The sequence below is a fragment of the Hyphomonas sp. genome (genome assembly GCF_965284475.1).
Taxonomy (GTDB): domain Bacteria; phylum Pseudomonadota; class Alphaproteobacteria; order Caulobacterales; family Hyphomonadaceae; genus Hyphomonas.
The window spans coordinates 562,081-581,459 of sequence record NZ_OZ260087.1 but is presented as its reverse complement, the minus strand read 5'-3'; the positions used below and the strand labels follow the sequence as shown (position 1 = coordinate 581,459).

Annotated in this window: 21 protein-coding genes; 11 read left to right on the top strand and 10 right to left on the bottom strand. The window is 62.4% G+C overall.

Going from position 1 to position 19,379, the window contains the following annotated elements; genetic code table 11:
• Position 1 precedes the first annotated feature (1 nt).
• Complete coding sequence (locus ACQ66M_RS02675) at positions 2 to 1,324, top strand: TrkH family potassium uptake protein (protein WP_350171217.1); 1,323 nt, start codon at positions 2 to 4, stop codon at positions 1,322 to 1,324.
• Between the two features lie 87 nt (positions 1,325 to 1,411).
• On the opposite strand, the gene ACQ66M_RS02670 is transcribed toward ACQ66M_RS02675, so the two are convergent.
• From ACQ66M_RS02670 to ACQ66M_RS02655, 4 genes are read right to left on the bottom strand one after another with little or no spacing between them, the layout of a single operon-like run.
• Positions 1,412 to 1,888: a GNAT family N-acetyltransferase gene (locus ACQ66M_RS02670; RefSeq protein ID WP_430401675.1), complete on the bottom strand. Its 477-nt coding sequence runs from the start codon at positions 1,886 to 1,888 to the stop codon at positions 1,412 to 1,414.
• Positions 1,889 to 1,911: 23 nt separating this feature from the next.
• Positions 1,912 to 2,259, bottom strand: a complete 348-nt coding sequence (locus ACQ66M_RS02665; protein WP_430401673.1) for a hypothetical protein — start codon at positions 2,257 to 2,259, stop codon at positions 1,912 to 1,914.
• Positions 2,260 to 2,272: 13 nt separating this feature from the next.
• Positions 2,273 to 2,797, bottom strand: a complete 525-nt coding sequence (locus ACQ66M_RS02660; protein ID WP_430401671.1) for an RNA polymerase sigma factor — start codon at positions 2,795 to 2,797, stop codon at positions 2,273 to 2,275.
• Positions 2,798 to 2,828: 31 nt separating this feature from the next.
• Complete coding sequence (locus ACQ66M_RS02655; RefSeq protein ID WP_350171221.1) at positions 2,829 to 3,200, bottom strand: DUF6249 domain-containing protein; 372 nt, start codon at positions 3,198 to 3,200, stop codon at positions 2,829 to 2,831.
• A gap of 152 nt (positions 3,201 to 3,352) precedes the next feature.
• Between ACQ66M_RS02655 and ACQ66M_RS02650 the strand changes: the two genes are divergently transcribed.
• The 7 genes from ACQ66M_RS02650 to ACQ66M_RS02620 all read left to right on the top strand — a co-directional run bounded on the left by ACQ66M_RS02650 (position 3,353) and on the right by ACQ66M_RS02620 (position 9,567).
• Positions 3,353 to 4,066, top strand: a complete 714-nt coding sequence (locus tag ACQ66M_RS02650; protein WP_430401669.1) for a fused DSP-PTPase phosphatase/NAD kinase-like protein — start codon at positions 3,353 to 3,355, stop codon at positions 4,064 to 4,066.
• 64 nt (positions 4,067 to 4,130) lie between these two features.
• Positions 4,131 to 4,439: a hypothetical protein gene (locus ACQ66M_RS02645; RefSeq protein ID WP_430401667.1), complete on the top strand. Its 309-nt coding sequence runs from the start codon at positions 4,131 to 4,133 to the stop codon at positions 4,437 to 4,439.
• Positions 4,440 to 4,564: 125 nt separating this feature from the next.
• Positions 4,565 to 4,840, top strand: a complete 276-nt coding sequence (locus tag ACQ66M_RS02640) for a hypothetical protein (RefSeq protein WP_350171224.1) — start codon at positions 4,565 to 4,567, stop codon at positions 4,838 to 4,840.
• 76 nt (positions 4,841 to 4,916) lie between these two features.
• Entirely contained in the window at positions 4,917 to 5,303 is a 387-nt protein-coding gene (locus ACQ66M_RS02635) for an MAPEG family protein (RefSeq protein WP_430401665.1), read from the top strand.
• Between the two features lie 44 nt (positions 5,304 to 5,347).
• Entirely contained in the window at positions 5,348 to 6,694 is a 1,347-nt protein-coding gene (locus ACQ66M_RS02630) for a TldD/PmbA family protein (RefSeq protein WP_430401663.1), read from the top strand.
• Positions 6,681 to 7,805, top strand: a complete 1,125-nt coding sequence (locus ACQ66M_RS02625) for an inositol monophosphatase family protein (RefSeq protein WP_350171227.1) — start codon at positions 6,681 to 6,683, stop codon at positions 7,803 to 7,805. The genes ACQ66M_RS02630 and ACQ66M_RS02625 overlap by 14 nt, the downstream gene beginning before the upstream one ends.
• A complete protein-coding gene (locus ACQ66M_RS02620) occupies positions 7,756 to 9,567 on the top strand; it encodes an ABC transporter ATP-binding protein (protein ID WP_430401661.1) in 1,812 nt (603 codons plus the stop codon). The genes ACQ66M_RS02625 and ACQ66M_RS02620 overlap by 50 nt, the downstream gene beginning before the upstream one ends.
• Positions 9,568 to 9,593: 26 nt before the next feature.
• On the opposite strand, the gene ACQ66M_RS02615 is transcribed toward ACQ66M_RS02620, so the two are convergent.
• On the bottom strand, positions 9,594 to 10,385 hold the full coding sequence (locus ACQ66M_RS02615; protein WP_430401659.1) for an enoyl-CoA hydratase/isomerase family protein: 792 nt from the start codon (positions 10,383 to 10,385) through the stop codon (positions 9,594 to 9,596).
• Positions 10,386 to 11,060 (bottom strand): DsbA family oxidoreductase, encoded by a 675-nt coding sequence (locus tag ACQ66M_RS02610; RefSeq protein ID WP_430401657.1) that lies wholly within the window; start codon positions 11,058 to 11,060, stop codon positions 10,386 to 10,388.
• A 134-nt stretch (positions 11,061 to 11,194) separates the two neighbouring features.
• On the opposite strand from ACQ66M_RS02610, the gene ACQ66M_RS02605 reads away from it, so the two are divergent.
• The 3 genes from ACQ66M_RS02605 (at position 11,195) to ACQ66M_RS02595 (ending at position 14,015) form a co-directional block, all read left to right on the top strand.
• Entirely contained in the window at positions 11,195 to 11,680 is a 486-nt protein-coding gene (locus tag ACQ66M_RS02605) for a MarR family winged helix-turn-helix transcriptional regulator (RefSeq protein ID WP_350171231.1), read from the top strand.
• 1 nt (position 11,681) lies between these two features.
• On the top strand, positions 11,682 to 12,611 hold the full coding sequence (locus tag ACQ66M_RS02600; protein WP_350171232.1) for an MBL fold metallo-hydrolase: 930 nt from the start codon (positions 11,682 to 11,684) through the stop codon (positions 12,609 to 12,611).
• 66 nt (positions 12,612 to 12,677) lie between these two features.
• Entirely contained in the window at positions 12,678 to 14,015 is a 1,338-nt protein-coding gene (locus ACQ66M_RS02595) for a S41 family peptidase (RefSeq protein WP_430401655.1), read from the top strand.
• Positions 14,016 to 14,153: 138 nt separating this feature from the next.
• Here ACQ66M_RS02595 and ACQ66M_RS02590 read toward each other — a convergent pair whose 3' ends face one another.
• The 4 genes from ACQ66M_RS02590 to ACQ66M_RS02575 form a co-directional block, all read right to left on the bottom strand.
• A complete protein-coding gene (locus tag ACQ66M_RS02590; RefSeq protein WP_350171234.1) occupies positions 14,154 to 14,429 on the bottom strand; it encodes a metal-sensitive transcriptional regulator in 276 nt (91 codons plus the stop codon).
• A 133-nt stretch (positions 14,430 to 14,562) separates the two neighbouring features.
• Complete coding sequence (locus ACQ66M_RS02585; RefSeq protein WP_430401653.1) at positions 14,563 to 16,824, bottom strand: copper-transporting P-type ATPase; 2,262 nt, start codon at positions 16,822 to 16,824, stop codon at positions 14,563 to 14,565.
• Positions 16,825 to 16,970: 146 nt separating this feature from the next.
• Positions 16,971 to 18,119 carry a 4-hydroxybenzoate octaprenyltransferase gene (gene ubiA, locus ACQ66M_RS02580; RefSeq protein ID WP_430401651.1) on the bottom strand — a complete coding sequence of 383 codons (1,149 nt, stop codon included), beginning with the start codon at positions 18,117 to 18,119 and terminating at the stop codon, positions 16,971 to 16,973.
• Positions 18,120 to 18,180: 61 nt separating this feature from the next.
• Positions 18,181 to 19,194: an aldo/keto reductase gene (locus ACQ66M_RS02575; protein WP_430401649.1), complete on the bottom strand. Its 1,014-nt coding sequence runs from the start codon at positions 19,192 to 19,194 to the stop codon at positions 18,181 to 18,183.
• Positions 19,195 to 19,379: the final 185 nt, after the last annotated feature.

Below are 19,379 nucleotides of genomic sequence, written 5' to 3'. Positions count from 1 at the left end.
TATGAAGTGGCTTCTGAATTTGCCGGCGCCCGCTTTGCTTGTGCTGGTCTATCTCAGCTGGATCGCCGTCGGTGCGGCATTGTTGATGCTGCCCATTTCGTCGACACACGGCATCTCTCTCTCCGAAGCCCTTTTCACGTCGACCTCCGCCGTCACGGTGACCGGGCTGGTCGTCGTCGATACTGGCAGCGCGTACACTCTGTTCGGGCAAGGCGTTGTGATGCTCCTGATTCAGCTGGGCGGCATGGGCCTGATGACCTTCGCCGTGATGGTGCTGTCATCTCTTGGTCTCAAGATCGGCATGACGCATCGGCGCTATCTGCGGCAGGAAATGGGGCTTGCTTCGTTTTCCGGTTTGATTGACCTGGTCTGGGTCATCTTCCGAATTGTGCTTGTCTGCGAACTGCTTGGCATGATGCTGATGGCAATCGTGTTCGTTCCTGAATTTGGCTGGCGCGAAGGGCTCTGGCAGGCGGCGTTCCACTCGATATCGGCCTTCAACAATGCCGGGTTCTCTTTGTTCCCCGACAGCTTGATGGGGTATGTCGACAATCCCCTCATCATCTTCACGATCTCGGTCCAGTTCATTATTGGCGGGCTGGGCTTCGCCGTCTTGTCGGATGTTTTGCTGTTCCGGAAATGGGGGCGGTTCTCGCTGCATACACGCCTCATGCTTGTCGGAACACTGGTGCTGATTTGCACGAGCTGCGTCGTCTACGGGCTTCTTGAATGGTCCAATCCCGAGACCCTTGGCGGACTGCACTCGATGCAGGCCAAACTGCAGGCGATCTGGTTTGAATCGGTCACGCCACGCACGGCAGGCTTCAATTCCATGAATACGGCCGGAATGCATGACAGCACCACCTTGTACACAATGGTCCTGATGGTGATTGGTGCGGGCAGCACATCAACGGCCGGCGGGATAAAGGTCACGACAGCGGTGGTGCTGTTGATGGCCACGATCGCCTTCTTCAAGAATTCCGGACGAATGCGGGCCTTTGGTTACAGCGTCGGGCTGGAGCAGGGGCTGAAGGTGATGGCCCTGTTGACCGTCAGCCTGTTCGTGATCCTGATAGGGTTGTTCATTCTGGTGGGAACGCATCACCACATCGATTTTCTGGACGCGGCCTTCGAAGTGACGTCAGCATTCGGGACGGTGGGGCTCAGTCGCGGTGCCTCAGGTGAGCTGAACGATGTCGGGCGTCTGGTGATATGCACCATCATGTTTCTGGGGCGGCTGGGGCCACTGACGCTCGGATTCTTTCTTGCCTCCAAGGCACCACCGCGGGTCAAGTATCCTGAAGGCGAAGTCTTTCTTGGCTAGCTCTTCCGGCGCCGGATGGCCGCATACAGTCTCGCACCGTCCTGGCCAGGGTGCGAGTGATTGCGCTACGGCTACAGCGTTCGCAGATCATCCGCCGAAGGACTTTCTCATGTTGATGCCCGTCGCGCGATATCCTGCTGCCAGGTACAGGCGCTGCGCCTTTTCATTGTCTGCGGCCACGCGCAATCTGGCTTCCCGGTGCCCGGTTTTGGCGAACATGTCCTCCAGGGCAATCAAGGCGGATTTGGCATACCCTTGCCCCCTGTGACCTGGCAGTATGTAAAACTCGCTGATGAAAACGGTCTTTCCGGACTCTTCGGGCTTGCACCACAGGTATCCAACCGGCGCGTCGCTGTCATCGCCGTCTCTCACCATGCAAAGCAGGGTCTGACCCGGCGTATCCACGCCGGACGGTAAATCCGCTTTGATCTCGCGTTGGGCGCGCGCGCGGGCATTGGCCATGTCTTCATCATAATTGGCAGAAATCTCTGCTGCGTAGTCGGGAATGAAATAGGCGAGGAAATCGGCGAACTCACCGGTCTGCATGTCACGCAGGTGTATCATGTGATCGCCCTCGCCCTTGTGTCCTAGGTCCGCTCCATCGCGGCGACGGCCATCAGGCTGAGCATCACGACAGCGCCGACGCCAAGCCATAGCGGATTGGCACTGGCGAGCGCGCTGACATCTGCCTGCGCCTGTATGATCGATGTTGTCAGCGACGCATCAAGCCCTACGGAATCGGCCAGCAATTTTGGCATTTGCGATGCGGCCAGAAGTGCGCCGCCCAGGCCTGTTACGGCCAACAGCAGTTTGCGCAGGCGAGCTTGTGCCTGGATGCGGCCCATCACCTGATCCATGAACGGCTTGGCCGCCTGTTCGCGGTCTTCGGCTGTGAACAGGGCTGTCAGGTCTGCGTAAGTGTCTTCGTCTCGCATGGTTTTTACTCCATCACGCCACTTGGGTTGCGGCAAGGTCTTTGCGAAGTGCGGCCACGCCGCGCGTCACATGGGATTTTATCGTGCCAAGCGGCCATCCGGTCGCTTCGGCGGCTTCCCGGTGGCTCAGGCTGGCGGCGACACAGAGGGTGACGCATATGCGCTGGGCTTCGGGCAGCCTGGCGAGGGCGCGCGACAGATCCATCTTGTCACCCGTGTCCGCCGTGGATCGGTCGAACGGAATGATCTCGGCCGTTTCATCGAACACGATCTCCTGCTTCTGGCGCCGTCTGACCTGCAGGAATTCGCGGTAGCAGATCGTGCAGATCCACGCCGCGAAGGTGCCCCCGGCATAGGTGCCGATTTTCTGCCAGGCGGTCAGGAACGTGGCTTGAGCAATATCGTCCCCGTCGCTGGCTGTGCCCGTCAGGCGCCGGGCCATGCCCCGCACCCTGGCCTGGTGGCGCCGCACTAGTTCGGCAAAGGCGCTTTCGCTGCCGCGTGCGGCATCAGCTGCCAGGTCAGGGTCGGTGCGCATGTCGGTGCCTCCCGCAGCGACGATCCAGAGATCAGGCCGGTTTGCGGCCATGACCGAATGCCCAGAGACCAAGATAGGCCAGTCCGAGGAAAACCGGAAATGACGCCACACCAAGCATCGGCAGAAGGGCATCGCCTTCCTCGAAATTGATCATCGTGCCGAGCACGCCAAAGGCGGCGCCAAAGGCAATGAACAGGACGCCGCGGCGCAGGTCAGCCCGTACCGGATCAACCAGCAGCGACATTTTTTCGATCAGTTCCGGTGAAACGGTCTGGCCGGCATCAATGGCATGGCGGACGGTTTCATGCGCCGTCAGGCGCTTGCGATAATTGAAATAGCTGACCAGCCAGACGCAGACCGGCACGACAGAAAACAGGACGATTGGGACGAGGACGTCTTCCATGATGATATCTTTCTTACAGTTTCACCGGATCCTTTTGCCCGGCTTCGTTAGGTAGATGCCGCGAGGCAGGCGTTTGGATGCAGCCGGGTAAAAAAAACTCCTGCCGCGATTGCTTGCAGGGGCCGGAACAGGCCTGTAATCGCGGTGGCGACATGGTGAAACTCACGCCCAAAGCCAAAAAGCGCCCGCATGTGGCAGCTGATCTCGCCACGCCTTCCGGGCGCAAACGGGCGCGGCGCGAGCTTGTATGGGGCGATCATGGCTTCCTGCGGACGCGGTTCAGCAACCTGCACCAGATTGCGCCCGGCATGTGGCGCGCGAACCAGCCCTCGCCGCGCCAGGTCGTGGCCCATGCCAGGGAACGCGGCATCCGGACCATCATCAACCTGCGCGGGGCCAGTACCAAGGGGTATTACCTGCTGGAAAAGGAGGCCTGCGAGGCGGCGGGCATCGCACTGGTCGATTTCCAGGTCTTTTCGCGCGACACGCCCACGCGCGAAGCCATCTTCGCTGCCCGCGACCTGTTCGAGCAAATAGCATATCCGGCCCTGATGCACTGCAAGTCAGGCGCTGACCGGGCCGGCCTGATGGCTGTCCTTTACAAATTGCTGCACGAGAAGGTGCCGTTCGAGGAGGCGCGCGAGCAGCTCTCGTTCAAGTACCTGCACATCAAGCATGGCAAGACCGGCATGCTGGACTGGTTTTTTGATGCCTATGCGCGGTTCAATGCGGGTCGGGCGCGAGCGGACTGGAAACCCTTCCTCGACTGGGTCGCGGAAGACTATGACCGTGTTGCCGTAAAAGCCGAATTCCTCGAATCCTTCGGCAGCAAAGTGCAGTTCGACAAGATTATCGGGCGGGAATAGGCGCTTCCCCTGTCACCAGATTCATGATTGCCTTGGCACCTGACCTGATCACGGAGATGCCGGAATGCGCCACATAATCCTTTCAGTTGCGGCGTTGACCATGCTCGCATCCTGTAGCGGCAACAGCGATCACAAGGCCCTCGTGACCGCCTGCACGGTCGATGGTGAAAGCGCCGAGACCTGTTCGTGCATTGCCGACGCGATGGAGGCCAAGCTCGATCCGGACCTGTTCAAGCGGACGGCCCAGTCGATCGGGCGCGAAAAACGCGATGTCGAGGCGTTCGTCACGTCGCTGACCGGAGAAGAGCAGATGCAGTTTGCCAGCGTCGTGACCGACATGTTCACCTGCAAACTGTCGCCGCCAAAGAGCTAATGGGCCCGCCCGGACTGGTGCAAATCCGCACCGGCCCGCAGGTGAGTTTCGTTTCATACGTGTAATCGCGTGACGGCGCGCCTTTATCCGCCTAAATTCGGCTTCGAAACAGGAAGGGGACACCCATGAAGTTCTTAATCATCAACAGTTTCCGTATCATGGTCTACGTGGCCTATATCGCAATCATTGTCGGGGGCATTGCGCTCGGCCTCTACAATAAGGGCGAATTCAGCAATGAAATGCTCGGCCTGGCTGGTGGCCTGTCCCAGGTGGCAGACTTCGCCATCTTCACCGCAGCCGGCTGGATTGCTGCCAGCCTTGTCTGCGGCCTGATCGTCACGCTGATGGACATTCGCGACGATATCAATGATCGCCTGCCGGACGCGCGCCGCGACGACTGACCGGTCGATGAAACCGAGAAAATCATGCAATGCCGCCGGGAATCACCGGCGGCATTTTTTCTGGAAGGACTGAGACATGCCACCTTTGGAAGCCGCTGCCGTCTATATCGGCATCAACATTTTACTGCTTATCTACCTGTCATCGCGTGTCGTTTTCGTGCGCCGATCGGCCCAGATTTCGGTCGGGCATGGCGGAAATGCCGAACTGGAACTGCGTACGCGCGTGCATGGGAATGCGACCGAATACATCCCGGCCATGATGGTCGGCCTCGTGACGGCGGCCTATATGGGCATCCCGGCGCTGTGGATCCACATTCTCGGCGCCGGGTTCACCTTTGGCCGCATTCTGCACGTGATCGGGCTGTCACAGACAATCCTGCCAGCCCGCGTGACGGGCATGCTGCTGACATGGATCGCCATGACCTTGACCGCAGGCATGCTGATTTATCACGCCATTGTCTGATTTGAGCAGTTGCACGGCCCGGCGGGGCGGTCCATTTAGCCGGAATGGCTGAATTCAAGACTCCACCGGCTGATTTGCTCGCCGGCCTCCTCGACCAGTGCCTGAAAGCAGGCGCCGACGCTGCAGATGCCCGTATTGGCGCGACAGAAGGCGTCAACGTCTCTGTCCGAGACGGCAGGATGGAAAGCATTGAGCGTGAAGAGAGCACGAACGTGGCCCTGCGCGCCTTCTACGGCAAGCGGCAGGCCCATGTCTCAGGCTCCGATCTCTCGACCGAAGGCCTCCACGCCCTGGCCGAGCGGTGCGCCGCCATGGCCCGAGCCGTGCCGGAAGACAGGTATTGCGGCCTGCCGGACGCCATCGAACTGGCCACGGGCCCGCTCGACATGGACCTGACCGGCGAGCCGGAGATATCGGCCGAAACGCTCGAGCAGGAATCGCTGGCCGCCGAGGCCGCGGCCCTGGCCGTGAAGGGTATCAAGACGGTGGCCGGCTGCGGCGCCTCGTGGAACCGCTCCTCGCGCTGGGTCGCCGCATCGAACGGCTTTTCCGCCTACAAGACCGGCACGAGCACCAGCCTCGGCCTCGCCTCGGTTGCCGAAAAGGACGGCGCGATGGAGCGCGATTATGAAAGCTGGTCGGTGCGCCGCACGCGCAACCGCCCGAGCGCCGAAACCATCGGTCGCACGGCAGGCGAACGCACGATCGCGCGTCTCGGTGCCCGCAAGCTCAATACCCGCAAAGCGGCTGTGCTGTATGACCGGCGCGTGTCCGGCGGCCTTCTCGGGGCCCTGATGAGCGCGATTTCCGGCCCGTCCATTGCGCGCGGTGTCAGCTTCCTGAAGGACAGCATGGGCACACAGGTCTTTGCGAAAGGCATCAATGTGATTGACGATCCGTTCCGCCCCATGGGCATGGGATCGCGCTGCCATGATGGCGAAGGCCTGCCGGTTAAGGAAACCTACCTGATCGAGGATGGCCGCCTGACCGAATGGCTGCTGAATGGCCCGTCAGCGCGCCAGCTCGGCCTCAGGCCCAATGGCTTTTCCGCCCTAGGCTTTGGCGATCCGCCGGGCGTCACCACGTCGAACCTCTACCTGCAGGCGGGTGAGAAAACACCCGCTGAACTGATGGTCCAGGCGGGCGAGGGCCTGCTCGTGACCGACATGTTTGGCCCCTCGATCAATCCGAATACGGGCGATTATTCCGTTGGCGTGGCCGGGTTCTGGTTCGAAAATGGCGAGATTGCCTATCCCGTATCGGAAGTGACGATTGCAGGTGACCTGCCAGCCATTTTCGCACGCCTGATCCCGGCCTCCGACCTCGAATTTCGCGGGACGCGCGATGCGCCAAGCATCCTCGTCGAGGACATGAGCCTTGCCGGCAGCTGAACGCACGCTGGTCGAAGACCTGGTGACCCTGCGCAGCCTTGCCATTGAGGCAGGGCATCTGGCGCTGTCCTATACGCTGGAAGGCCAGTCGGCCCGCGCGTGGGAGAAGACCGGCGGCAGTCCCGTCACTGAGGCCGACATGGCGGTCAACCATCTCTGCGACCAGCGCCTGTCGGCGTCCCGCCCTGAATATGGCTGGCTGTCGGAGGAGACGCTGGATGATCCGGCGGCTCGCCAGAAAGACCGGTGCTGGGTGGTCGACCCGATAGATGGCACGCGTGCCTTCATGCGCGGCGACCCGAACTGGTGTGTCGGCCTGGCAATCGTCGAGGCCGGCCAGGCGGTCGCGGGCGTTCTCTATGCTCCGGCGCTCGGCCAGCTATATGAGGCGCGCATTGGCGGCGGGGCCTATCTCAACGGAAACCTGATCCGGGTGTCGGAATGCGATTCGGAGGCCGGATGCCGCCTGATCGCGGCTGAAGAGATGCTTAATCACAAGGGCTGGCCCGAGCCGTGGCCCGTTGTCACCGTACCGCGCCCAAAGCCCAATTCCACCCTCCTGCGCATGGCCTTTGTCGCGTCCGGTGCATGGGATGCGACCCTTGTGTTGAGCCATAAATCGGACTGGGATCTGGCGGCAGGGACCATCCTGGTCAATGAGGCGGGCGGCATGGCGACGACGCACACGGGTGAGCCCATGCACTTCAATCGCCCGATTGCTGCACAACGCAGCATGATCGCGTCTGGAAAACGCCTGCATCCTCTGTTAGTGCGCCGGTCAGGATTTGTGGCTATACCTGACCCACAGGAAAAGGCGGCCCCGGTCGCAGCAACAGTAAAAACGGAGCCAGAAAAAATGGGTGACGCCCCAAAGGCGCAAAAACAGCTTCTTCACATCGTGTTTGGTGGTGAACTGAAAGACGTGCGGGAAGTCGAGTTCGAGGATCTCACGAAAGTCGATTTCGTTGGCGCGTTCGCCAGCTACAAGGATGCCTATGACGCGTGGAAGGCTGCTGCCCACCGCACGGTGGACAATGCCGAAACGCGCTATTTCATCCTCCATGCCCACCGGCTGCTGGACCCGGAGACGGGGGAACACCATCACGTCTGACCGGGCCAAACCGGTGCGCCGATCCGGCGCCCTGACGCGTCTTGGCAGGGAGCGGTTCGCCGCGCACTGGCGGTGGTTCGCGGCTGGCACATTGTGCGCCGCGCTGACTTCGATTGCGGCGGCCTCCTACGGTTACCTCCTGAAACTCGTCGTCGAGGGGCTCGAAGCGCTTGCCGGGCCTGACAAAGTCACCGTTCCCGTCAGCTTGTGGTGGCTGATCGCCATCATCGGCGTCGCGGCCATTGTCCGCTCGCTCGCCCTCTATGGCATGACGATCTTCAACAATACCGGCGTGCAACGGGCGATTGTCGACATCCAGCAGGACCAGTTCGGCGCCCTGACCGATGGCGACTATGCGCGCATCGCGGCGGAAGCCTCCGGCGGCTTCGTCTCGCGCTTCATCAATGATGTGAACGCCCTGCGCGATGCCGGCCTGCGCATCGCCAACAATCTCACCAAGGGCGTGCTGACCGTCATCGGCGTGTTCATCACCATGCTCGTCATGGACTGGAAGCTGACCCTGATCCTGCTGGTCATCTATCCCATCGCCTTTGCGCCGGTCCTCGCCCTCGGCAACCGGGTGCGCAAACGCTCGCGCCAGTCGCAGCAGCAGATCGGCGAAGTCACCTCCTTGCTGGGCGAGGCCTTCCAGTCGGCCCGCGTGGTCAAGGCCTATGGTCTGGAAGACTACCAGAAGGCCCGCGCGGCGAAGGGATTCCGCGAACGCTCGCGCCTGTTCCTCAAAGTGCTGACAGACCGCGCCGCCGTCGATCCGATCCTCGAGATCACCGGCGGGCTTGCCCTTGTCGGCATCCTGGCACTCACCGCATGGCGTATCGCACAGGGCGATACGTCGCTCGGCAATTTTGTCGGCATTGTCGGCGCCATCGCTGTTGCGGCCCCGGAACTGCGCGCCCTTGGCACGCTGAACTCCGTCGCGCAGGAAGGCGGCGCGGCAGCCGACCGCGTGTTCGAGATCACCGACGCCGAGCCCGAGATCGCCGACATGCCCGGCGCGCTGGCGATCGCGAAGGTTACCGGCGCCATCGCGTTTGACGATGTGCGCTTCGCCTATCCCGATGGTACTGAAGCCCTGAAAGGCTTGTCCTTCACGGCCGCGCCCGGCGAGACGATCGCACTGGTCGGTCCGTCGGGCGCGGGCAAGTCCACTGTGTTCAACCTGCTCCTGCGCCTCTATGACCCGACCGGCGGCGCAGTTTCCGTAGACGGAACGAATGTGCGCGATGTCAGCGGAGCCAGCCTTCGGGCCAGCATGGGAATCGTTGCCCAGGATGCGGCCCTGTTCGATGACACGATCCGCGCCAATATCGCGCTTGGCCGCCTCGGCGCCAGCGATGAAGAGATCGAGGCTGCCGCCAGGTTCGCGAATGCTCACGAATTCATCCGTGCGCTGCCGGGCGGCTATGATGCCCCTGCGGGCGAAATGGGGCGGAACCTTTCCGGCGGCCAGCGCCAGCGCGTGGCGCTTGCCCGCGCGATCCTGCGCGGCGCGCCGATCCTGTTGCTGGATGAGGCAACATCCGCCCTCGATGCCGAAAGCGAGGCCAAGGTGCAGGACGCGCTCGCGAAATTCTCCGCGGGTCGCACGACACTGATCATCGCCCACCGTCTGTCTACCGTGCGCGCCGCTGATCGCATCATTGTCATGGAAGATGGCCGCGCCGTTGAAGACGGCACCCACGCCGCCCTGATGGACAGGAACGGCGCCTATCGCCGGCTGGTGGACTTGCAGCTGAGCTAAAGGATCAATGCGACGCGCTGCACCGCTCAGTCGCCGGTAAAATCTGGCTTGCGGCCCTTGAGGAACGCGCTGACGCCTTCCTTGAAATCATCAGACTGCTGCAGCAGGGCAAACGCTTCGAGGTCTCGGTGCCCCGTCGCCCGGGCCAGTGCCAGCGCAGCGACATTCACGTCCTGCTTGACGCTTTTCAATGCGGTCGGAGGCAGGGCCGCGGCCGCTTCGGCAATCTCGCGCGCCTTTGCCATGGCCGTGCCTGCGGCAACGACATGGTCGGCAAGGCCCCAGTCCAGCGCCAACCCTGCAGTGATCTTCTCGCACAGCGCCGCGATGCGCTTGGTCCGCGCCGGTCCTACCAGCGCCACGAAGCGCGGGATGGAGCCCCAGCTCATGTTCATGCCGCGCTCGACTTCGGGCACGTAGAAGGTTGAATTGTCCGCCGCCACGCGCAGGTCGCAGGCCGTCGCCAGGGCCACGCCGCCGCCCACGCACCACCCCTCGACCGCGCAGATCGTGATGGCATCGACATCCTCCCACGCCTGGCACATCCGCGGCCCCCGGCGCAGCATCACCCGGCGCTGGCTCAGAGAGGCTTGCGCCGCCGCCGTGCCGTCGGGGTCCTTCAGGTCCGCGCCCATGCAGAACTGGTCGTCGCGGCCGGTCAGGATGACGGCGGAAATATCCGGGCAGTCATGGAAGCCCTGCGCCGTCTCGGTCAGCTGGCGCATCAATTCCTGGCTCAGCGCATTGGCGCGGTTGCCCGTATCGAACCTGACGGTCGCAATCCGGCCTTCGCGCGTGACGCTGACAAGGGCGCTCATTCAGGCGTCGCCTGCCTTGCGTTCCTGCGGAAGTTGCGCCGCCGCATGCTTCAGGAATTTTGCCAGTTTCTCTGCGCTCTCGGCGCCCTGCACGGCCACTTTGCGATTGGCGATATAGGTCGGCACGCCGCTGACGCCCATCTGGCGGAAGGCCTCGGCCTCCTCGCGCACATTCGCCACATCGGCATCGGTCTTCAGCAGGTCTGCGACGATCTCAGCATCAAGCCCGATCTCGCGGGCGATATCGACCAGGACCTTATGGTCGCCAATGTCGCGCCCGTCCTCGAAGAAAGCCTTGAACAGGGCCTCCTTGGCCGCCGCGCCCTTGTCCTGGCCCTGCGCCCAGCGCACCACGCGGTGCGCATCGAAACTGCTCGGCCGGCGGGTGATCCTGTCAAACTGATAGGGAATGCCCTCGGCCGCGCCATAGTCGATCAGCGCCTGCCGCATCTGGCCGGATCGTTCGCGGCTCTCATCCGAACCGCCGAACTTCTCTTTCATGTACTCCTTGTAGTCGACACCTGCCGCCGGGATTGTCGGATCCAGCTCGAAAGGCCGGAAGATGAGTTGAACATCGACCTCGGGGGCGAGTTCCCGCGCCGCCTCGATCCTGCGAAGACCCAGCCAGCACCACGGGCAAACCAGATCCGATACCATTTCCACAACGACTGTCATGGTGCCAGCCTAATCCGCGAGCCTGTCGCAGGCAACCGGCACAACCAGATCTGTTGGAAGAGCACGGCGTCCGGCTTGACAGGAGCAAAAATACAATCAATTGTACAATTAATTGCATAAAAGGCGCCACGGACATGAGCGACGATGATTTTATCGACAGACACATGCTGGGCTCAGCGTTCATCGCGTTCCAGCTTGAGCAACTGACCGAACTGATCGTCGCCCAGGGAAACGATATGCTGGACGCGGCCGGGATCACATTCCCGTCCCGCGCTGTCTCGACTGTATTGTATATCGGCGAACACCAGCCGACCTCGACGGCAGACATCGCCCGTGCCCTTGGCCAGCCCCATCAGGTTGCCACCCAGCGCGTGGATATCCTGATCCGTCTCGGTATCGTTGAGCGCGTCGACGATCCCGACGACGGCCGCCGAAAACTACTACGTCTGACCCGTCAGGGTAAGAACCAATTCCAGATTCTGACGGCAAAGCTCGCGAAAGCCGGCCAGGTCTTCGGAGCCCTCTTCGACGAAATCGGGTGTGATCTTCCCGCCGTCATCCAGCGCGCGACAGAGTCGCTTCTCGGCACCTCACTTCTCTCTCGCATGGAAGACAACTGACATGACCAGACTGATAATCCTCTTCGTGTCTGCAATGCTGCTCGCCAGCCTCTCGGCCTGTGAAACGCAGGAATCGCCCAAGCCATCCGTGCTGTTCGCGCACGCGTGGAATAGCGGCATTGATCCGCATGAGCCCGCCGTCCAGGTTCAGGAGATAGTTGCGGACACGTTCGTCCTGCGTCAGTCGCTGCGGACCAGTTTCGAGGCACCATTCCTTTACCTCCTCCTTGGAGAGGACAAGGCGTTACTCATCGACACGGGCGTTGAAGGCGTGGACCTTCGCGCCGAAGTGGACAGGTTGCTTGCGGCCAGCGGACGCGCCGGAATGCCACTCGTAGTCATGCACACGCATGGTCATGGCGATCATGTTGGTGGCGATGCACAATTTGCCGACCGACCTGATACAATTATCATCGGGCATACGGCTGAGGATGTGGCCGGGTTCTTCGGTATCGATCAGTGGCCGGTGGATAATGGCGCTTTTGATCTGGGCGGCCGCAAAGTGGATGTGCTGCCGACGCCGGGGCACCATGCCTCGCACGTCATGGTTTATGACGCGGTGACGCGCATCCTGTTCTCGGGGGACGCCATCTATCCGGGGCGGCTGTTCTTTGTATGTGAAAAGGCTGGCGAGTATGCGGCATCCATCGACCGTGTCGCGAGTTTTGCGGAGACTCATCAGATCGACTGGCTGCTCGGTGGGCATGTGGAGATGAAGGCAACGGCGGGCCAGTCGTTTGGCCAACAGAACAATTCGCGCCACGGCGAACACTTACTTGAACTGCCGGGAAGCGCCATTGGCGACGTGAAAGCCGCCTTCGACGGGATCGGCGACTATCCTCGCGTGACTCCATTTCCTGAGTTCATGCTGCTGCCACACCCAGCAGATCCGACGGGCATGTACCCGCCCGACTGGTGCAAGCCTGCTTAGGTGGTCAGAGAAGATGTGAACCCGATCGGTTCAGTTCGGTTTCCATGAAATGAGGAGTGATTTTCAATGCTGAATTCTGCGATCACCGCGACCCTGATCGCGACCGTTCTCGCGCTCGTGGGCTGCGTGGCACACTCTCAGGTCCAGCGAGAGCATGCAGGTTGGAGCCGGACGGAACTGGAGGCGGATCTCGATACCTGGCTGGACTGGACACGCTCGACCCATCCGGCGTTCGAACTGGCCGTCGAACAGGACACTTTTGGGCGCCAGGTCGATCGGGTTCGCGCGCAGTTGCGTGATGAAATGGGCGTGTCTGAGGTGTGGCACACATTTGCGCAGCTGAACCCTTATCTGGATGACGCACACATGGGGCTGGATCTGCCTGCCGCAGTCGGGGGCTCTGAGATCTGGCGCGTCGAAATTGAAGATGCGCGCGCTTACATTCCCGCGGGCAATCCCGACGAGGAACGCGAGGAGATCATCGCGGTAAACGGCGCTTCCGTCTCGGACATGATCGTACGGACCTTGCCACTGTTGCGCGGCGAATCCGATTCCTTGAGATCGCGCATTCTTGAGCTTCGCTTCCGGGAGCTCCTTGCGCTTCATCTTGACGGCGCATTGCCCGTGGAGATTCGACTGCAGGGAACGGACGGTACTGAGCGTTTTGTAGCGCATGTATCATCAACGGTTGGCGCTTCGGAGACCGCCCCTTTCGACATGCTGCTTGTGAAGTCAACAGCTGTAATGAGGATTGATACTTTCGAGAGAGATTACGAGGCGGCCTTTACTGCATTTCTTGAAGAGAGTTTTGAGCGAATCGAAAGTGCGCGAGCAACGCGCCTGGTTATTGATCTCCGCGGCAATGGCGGCGGCGCGCATGAACTATCGGATCGACTGCTCGGCTATCTCACGTCGGAGCGTTACACGCCAATGTCTGCGGTCCGCGCCCGTGTGACTGAAGACAATATGGGGCTTATTCCGGGGGGCGAGCCGGGGGCTGTGGTGGCAATGCCCTTCGCCCAGTGGGTTGAGCCTGTAAGCCCCATGGGCCACCTTTTCGATGGTGAGGTAATCATACTGGTCGGCCCGGCGACCTATTCGCAAGCCATCGTATTTGCCACGATCATCCAGGATTTCCAACTTGGATCGGTAGCTGGAGAAAAGACAGAGGGTAAGGCCAACCAAACTGCGCAAGTCCAGCATTTTGCACTGCCACGAACGGGGTTTCACGTTCGGGCACCGCTTTACGTTCTGACACGCGCTTCGGGCGAGGAGAGTGGCGCCGGGGTTATGCCCGACATTGTGTGGTCGAATGCGGATGATCGATCCTTTGAATGGATCGTCGAAAATCTTGATCGATCCTCAGGTGAGGCGGTGTCGACGGAATCATCCCTCAGGCATTAGGGAGGGGCCGGGCTATCTTGTTCGGTGGACTGAAACGTACCGGTTTGTACTCGGTGAACAAATCTAGAATAAACCAACCAGGAGGGGTAGGCCGTCCTGTTATCGGGTTGCGCTTCTTTTTGGCTTGATGCGCATATCTTACTTTTTCCGTCCCCCCAGAACGGCCACCAGCTCTTCGACCTTCTCGCGCCGCGTATCCATGTCATCGTCTTTCAGCGCATGGTCCACGCAGGTCGCGATATGGTCGTCGAGGATGAGGCCCTCAAGGCCCACCAGCGCCGCCTTGATCGCCTGCACCTGCCGGACGACATCGATACAGTATCGGTCGTCGGCCACCATCTTGGCGACGCCACGCACCTGCCCCTCGATCCGGGCGAGGCGCTTTGCGGCGGCATCTCTCGTTTGCGTTTTCATGGAGCGGTGTCCTTTGTCGGGGAGCCTGCAGTATCGTCGCCGTCATCGGTCATTGAAAGGCCGGAATGCTCCAGGGCGAAAATGCCGCCCATGCCGGCAGGCGTCAGTCGGTTCCTTGCGTATGAGATGCCCATCAGAGTTTCAGTGCACGCAGGCGCAGGGCGTTTGCGATCACCGATACCGACGACAGGCTCATCGCCGCCGCAGCGATCATCGGGCTCAGCAGCAGTCCGAACACAGGGTACAGGACACCCGCTGCCAGCGGGATGCCGAGCGTATTGTAGATGAAGGCGAAGAACAGGTTCTGGCGAATGTTGCGCATGGTTGCATGGCTGAGCGTGATGGCTTTCGCGATGCCTGCCATGTCGCCCTTCACCAGCGTGACGCTGGCGCTTTCCATCGCCACGTCGGTGCCGGTGCCCATGGCGATGCCGACATCGGCCTGCGCCAGCGCCGGGGCGTCGTTGATGCCGTCGCCGGCCATCGCCACGACAGCGCCGTCAGCCTGCAATTCCTTGATGATCCGGTGCTTGTCTTCCGGCGAAACGTCCGCACGCACGTCGTCGATGCCCACTTGCCGGGCCACGGCTCCAGCCGTCGCCGCGCTGTCGCCGGTCAGCATCACGACTTTCAGGCCTTGCTTGTGCAGTGCTGTAATCGCGCCCTGTGTCGTCGCCTTGATCGGGTCAGCCACGCCGATCAGGCCGGCCGCCTTGCCGTTCACGGCAACGAACATCACCGTCTGACCTTCGTTCCTGTGCGTCTGCGCAGCCTTGGCGCGCGCATCATCGAAGCCGCCCGTCCGCCGCATCATCTTCGCATTGCCGATGGCGACCGATTTGCCATCAACGCTGCCCTGCGCACCTTCACCCGTGACGGATTCGAAATCCTTTACGGCAGCCACGTTGACGCCGCGGTCTTTCGCGCCCTGGACAATCGCTGCCGCCAGGGGATGCTCGCTCGCGGCCTCAACCGCGGCAACCAGTGCCAGCAATCCGGCTTCATCCCAGCCGTCTGCGGGCTCCACCGTCACCAGTTTCGGCTTGCCTTCGGTCAGCGTTCCGGTCTTGTCGACGACCACTGTGTCGACTTTCTCAAGTGTCTCCAGCGCCTCGGCATTGCGGATCAATATGCCGCTCTGCGCGCCCTTGCCGGTGCCCACCATGATCGACATGGGCGTGGCAAGGCCAAGGGCGCACGGGCATGCAATGATCAGCACGGCGACGGCATTGACCAGCGCAAAGACCAGCGCCGGATCCGGCCCGAACACGGCCCACACGATGAATGTCAGCACAGCTATTACCACCACGGCCGGCACGAACCAGGCCGCTACCATGTCCGCCAGCCGCTGGATCGGCGCCCGCGAGCGCTGCGCCTCGGACACCATGCGCACGATCTGCGCCAGCACCGTGTCGTCGCCCACGCGCGTCGCGGTTATCACCAGGGTCCCGGTCGTGTTCAGTGTGCCGCCCGTTACCGCATTACCGGCCGCCTTGGCCACTGCAAGGGGCTCACCTGTGACCATTGACTCGTCAATATTGGACTTGCCCTCGGCCACTTCGCCGTCCACGGGCACTTTCTCGCCGGGCCGGATACGCAGCCGGTCACCGGATTTCACCTCATCGAGATTGACGTCCTGCTCGGTGCCATCTTCGCGGATGATGCGCGCTGTCGGCGGCGTCAGCTGCAGCAGCGCCCGGATCGCGCCTGAGGTTGCGCTGCGGGCTCTCAGCTCCAGAACCTGTCCCAGCAGGACCAGCGTCGTAATGACCGCCGCTGCCTCGTAATAGACATTTACCTGGCCATTCATGCCGCGAAAGCTGTCCGGGAAAATCCCCGGCGCGACGGTGGCCACCAGGCTGAACAGGAACGCCATCCCGGTGCCCAGTGCGATCAGCGTGAACATGTTCGGGTTCATGGTTTTGACCGACCGCCACCCGCGCATGAAGAAGGGCGCCGCACCCCACAGCACGACCGGCGCCGCCAGGACCAGCTGGATCCATGCCGCCCAACCCGCCGGCACAATGGCGTGCAGCGGCCGGCCGGGAATCATGTCGCCCATCGCATACAGGAACAGGGGCAGGGTAAAGACCGTGCTGATCCAGAACCGGCGCGTCATGTCGTCGAGTTCGCTCCGGTCCTCTTCCAGTGAGACGGTCTCGGCCTCCAGCGCCATGCCGCAGATCGGGCAGCCTGTATTCGATGTCTCGCGCACCTGCGGGTGCATTGGACAGGTCCACACCGTGCCGGAATAGCCTTCGGGCACTTGGTCATAGGCGCTGTCGGGTTTTGCTGCCTTGGCGCTGCCATGACAGCAGGCATGCGCTGTGTCCCCTTCGTCCGGGGCATCGTTAGGGTGATGGCTATGAGTGTGGGAATATGTGTCTGTGGTCATGGGTGTGCGCTCCGGGTCCGGCATTCACACGCCCATTTAATACCCCCATGGGGTATATTCAAGTTTCAGTCAGCGCGCGTGAAACACCAGCTTGCTTTCCTAACCCTTTGGCGAGGCACTCCGTTCCCGCACCCTTTTCCATGGCGCTATTCTGCCGGCTCGCCCATTGGCTCCGGCACCATCACGCCTTCGGCTTCCAGCGCGCGCAGCACATCGCTTGCCATCCATGTGTCTGCAGGGACCATCTGGGGCGTGCGCTTCAGCTCCAGGCCGAATGGCAGGGCCACCTTTTCCGGCGGACCGGCGGGCACGATCTCATGCTCGGCAAACAGCGTGCGCGGCGCGGGCGTCGGCAGCATCGCCGCCAGCGTGAACCCACCCGCGATGATCGCTCCGGCCCAGACATTGGATTTGAACACCGACAGTGCCGCCTGTTCCTGGCTGCCCTTCAGGCGCACAACCTGCCACAGGCCGTGAGCCAGAAAGGCCAGCGCCGTCACGGCGCCGGCCCGCACCGATCCATTCGTCACCGCCGCCAGCGCCACCAGCGCTGCCGCGCCCATGTGGAAACAGAAGCTCACGAGCACGGCCCGCTTGCCGAACAGGCGCGCGGTGGAGCGCACGCCGATCAGCGCATCGTCCTCACGGTCCTGCAGGGCATAGATCGTGTCATAAGCGATCGTCCACAGGACAAGACCCGCATAGAGCACGAAGACCGGCACTGTCAGGCTGCCCGCCGTCGCCGCGCCGACCCAGACGCCCCAGTTGAAGGTCAGCCCCAGCCACGCCTGCGGCCACCAGGTCACCCGCTTCATGAACGGATACGCCGCCACCAGCGGCAGGGCGCACAGCGCCGCCAGTTTCGCATCCCCCGGCAGGCAGGCCCAGACCGCCAGCCCCACCGCCAGCTGCACCCCCAGGAAGACAAATGCCTCGCGCAGCGTTACCGCGCCGGAAGGCAACGGCCGTAGCGCCGTGCGCGCTACCTGCGCGTCGAAATCCCGGTCGGTAATGTCGTTCCACGTACATCCCGCCCCGCGCATCGCCACCGCCCCCAGCAGGAACAGCGGCACCCAGAACAGGTCCACCAGGTAAAGCCCCGTGCGCATCCGCACGAAGGCGAGGCCGATCAGGCAGGGCAGGTAGAGCAGCCAGATGCCCACCGGCCGGTCGAGCCGCGCCAGCATGGCATAGGGCTGCATCCAGTCCGGCAGTTTCGCCAGCAGGCCGGGCAGGGCGCTGTCAGCCGGAATGGCTTGCAGGCCGGGCCTGCCAGAAGTGTCGATCTGGTTCATGGCGCGGCTTATACAGGGAATTTCGGCCTTTCACAGCCTCAAGCAACCCTCGCGCGAACGCTCATCCTTCGGCGGCCTCGAAGGCATATTGCTCGGTGTCGACGCTCGCCTGCGCAGCCGGGGAATAGCGCGGGCCCTTCACCGCTTCCGGCTGGAACACGCTGTCGAGCGCCGCGACCTGGTCGGGCGTCAGGGCCAGTTCTGCAGCCTTGAAATTGTCGGCCAGATGCTTGCGGCTGGTCGTTCCGGGGATCGGCACGCAGCCCGGCTCCTTGGCCAGCGTCCACGCAATCGCCAGCTGCGATGTCGTCATCCCGAGGTCGCCCGCCATGGCCTGCGCCTGTTTCAGCAGCGGCAGGTTCTCGCTCCAGTAGGGCTCGGTCCAGCGCGGGAAGATCCGCCGCATGTCGCTGGCATGATAATCCTTCGGCGCGGGCGGATTATCCGCGAGGTAGCCGCGCCCGACAGGCGAAAACGGCACGAAGGTCACGCCCAGCTCCCGGCAGGCGTCCAGCACGGCAATTTCCGGGTTGCGCGTCAGCAGCGAATATTCCGACTGCATCGCCGCCACCGGGTGCACCGCATGGGCCCGGCGCAGCAGGCCCTCGCCCATTTCCGACAGGCCCACCATGCGGATCTTGCCCTCGGCCACCAGGTCCGCCATCGCGCCCATGGAATCCTCAATAGGCACCTTCCTGTCCGGCCGGTGCATGTAATACAGGTCAATCGTCTCGCGCTGCAGCCGTTTCAGGCTCGCCTCGCAGGCCGCCTTGATGCTCTCCGGCCGCGCGTCGATCCTGCGCTTGTCGCCATCGAACAGCAGCACGCATTTGCTCGCCTGAAGGAACTCGCCCTGCCGGTGTTTCAGCGCCGTGCCGATCAGCGTCTCGTTCTTGCCAAGGCCATAGATCGTCGCCGTGTCGAGAAAATCATAGCCAAGGTCGAGCGCCGCATTCAGCAGCGCGGCGGCCTCCGCCTCATCCGACGGCGGCCCATAGCCATGATGCAGGTTCATGCAGCCAAGGCCGACGGGATAGACGCTGTCAGACCCCAGCCTGCGCGGTGTTGTGCTCATGATGCGTGCTCTCTGATGATTGCGTTCCCGGCCAGCCTAACGGGCAGGGCGGCGCGAGGCCAGCCCCCCGCCCGCAGTCTCGGCGCATGCCGGGACATCATGTGACGGTGTCCCGATTTTCCCTCATCCCCAACCCTTCTCCCAAGGGAGAAGGGCGTAACTTGCACGCAATCGGCGCCCGGCGC

Coding starts and splice junctions, on each gene's coding strand:
- ACQ66M_RS02675 (WP_350171217.1), top strand. CDS start 2: ATGAAGTGGCTTCTGAATTTGCCGGCGCCCGCTTTGCTTGTGCTGGTC.
- ACQ66M_RS02670 (WP_430401675.1), bottom strand. CDS start 1,888: ATGATACACCTGCGTGACATGCAGACCGGTGAGTTCGCCGATTTCCTC.
- ACQ66M_RS02665 (WP_430401673.1), bottom strand. CDS start 2,259: ATGCGAGACGAAGACACTTACGCAGACCTGACAGCCCTGTTCACAGCC.
- ACQ66M_RS02660 (WP_430401671.1), bottom strand. CDS start 2,797: ATGCGCACCGACCCTGACCTGGCAGCTGATGCCGCACGCGGCAGCGAA.
- ACQ66M_RS02655 (WP_350171221.1), bottom strand. CDS start 3,200: ATGGAAGACGTCCTCGTCCCAATCGTCCTGTTTTCTGTCGTGCCGGTC.
- ACQ66M_RS02650 (WP_430401669.1), top strand. CDS start 3,353: ATGGTGAAACTCACGCCCAAAGCCAAAAAGCGCCCGCATGTGGCAGCT.
- ACQ66M_RS02645 (WP_430401667.1), top strand. CDS start 4,131: ATGCGCCACATAATCCTTTCAGTTGCGGCGTTGACCATGCTCGCATCC.
- ACQ66M_RS02640 (WP_350171224.1), top strand. CDS start 4,565: ATGAAGTTCTTAATCATCAACAGTTTCCGTATCATGGTCTACGTGGCC.
- ACQ66M_RS02635 (WP_430401665.1), top strand. CDS start 4,917: ATGCCACCTTTGGAAGCCGCTGCCGTCTATATCGGCATCAACATTTTA.
- ACQ66M_RS02630 (WP_430401663.1), top strand. CDS start 5,348: ATGGCTGAATTCAAGACTCCACCGGCTGATTTGCTCGCCGGCCTCCTC.
- ACQ66M_RS02620 (WP_430401661.1), top strand. CDS start 7,756: ATGCCCACCGGCTGCTGGACCCGGAGACGGGGGAACACCATCACGTCT.
- ACQ66M_RS02615 (WP_430401659.1), bottom strand. CDS start 10,385: ATGAGCGCCCTTGTCAGCGTCACGCGCGAAGGCCGGATTGCGACCGTC.
- ACQ66M_RS02610 (WP_430401657.1), bottom strand. CDS start 11,060: ATGACAGTCGTTGTGGAAATGGTATCGGATCTGGTTTGCCCGTGGTGC.
- ACQ66M_RS02605 (WP_350171231.1), top strand. CDS start 11,195: ATGAGCGACGATGATTTTATCGACAGACACATGCTGGGCTCAGCGTTC.
- ACQ66M_RS02600 (WP_350171232.1), top strand. CDS start 11,682: ATGACCAGACTGATAATCCTCTTCGTGTCTGCAATGCTGCTCGCCAGC.
- ACQ66M_RS02595 (WP_430401655.1), top strand. CDS start 12,678: ATGCTGAATTCTGCGATCACCGCGACCCTGATCGCGACCGTTCTCGCG.
- ACQ66M_RS02590 (WP_350171234.1), bottom strand. CDS start 14,429: ATGAAAACGCAAACGAGAGATGCCGCCGCAAAGCGCCTCGCCCGGATC.
- ACQ66M_RS02585 (WP_430401653.1), bottom strand. CDS start 16,824: ATGACCACAGACACATATTCCCACACTCATAGCCATCACCCTAACGAT.
- ubiA (WP_430401651.1), bottom strand. CDS start 18,119: ATGAACCAGATCGACACTTCTGGCAGGCCCGGCCTGCAAGCCATTCCG.
- ACQ66M_RS02575 (WP_430401649.1), bottom strand. CDS start 19,194: ATGAGCACAACACCGCGCAGGCTGGGGTCTGACAGCGTCTATCCCGTC.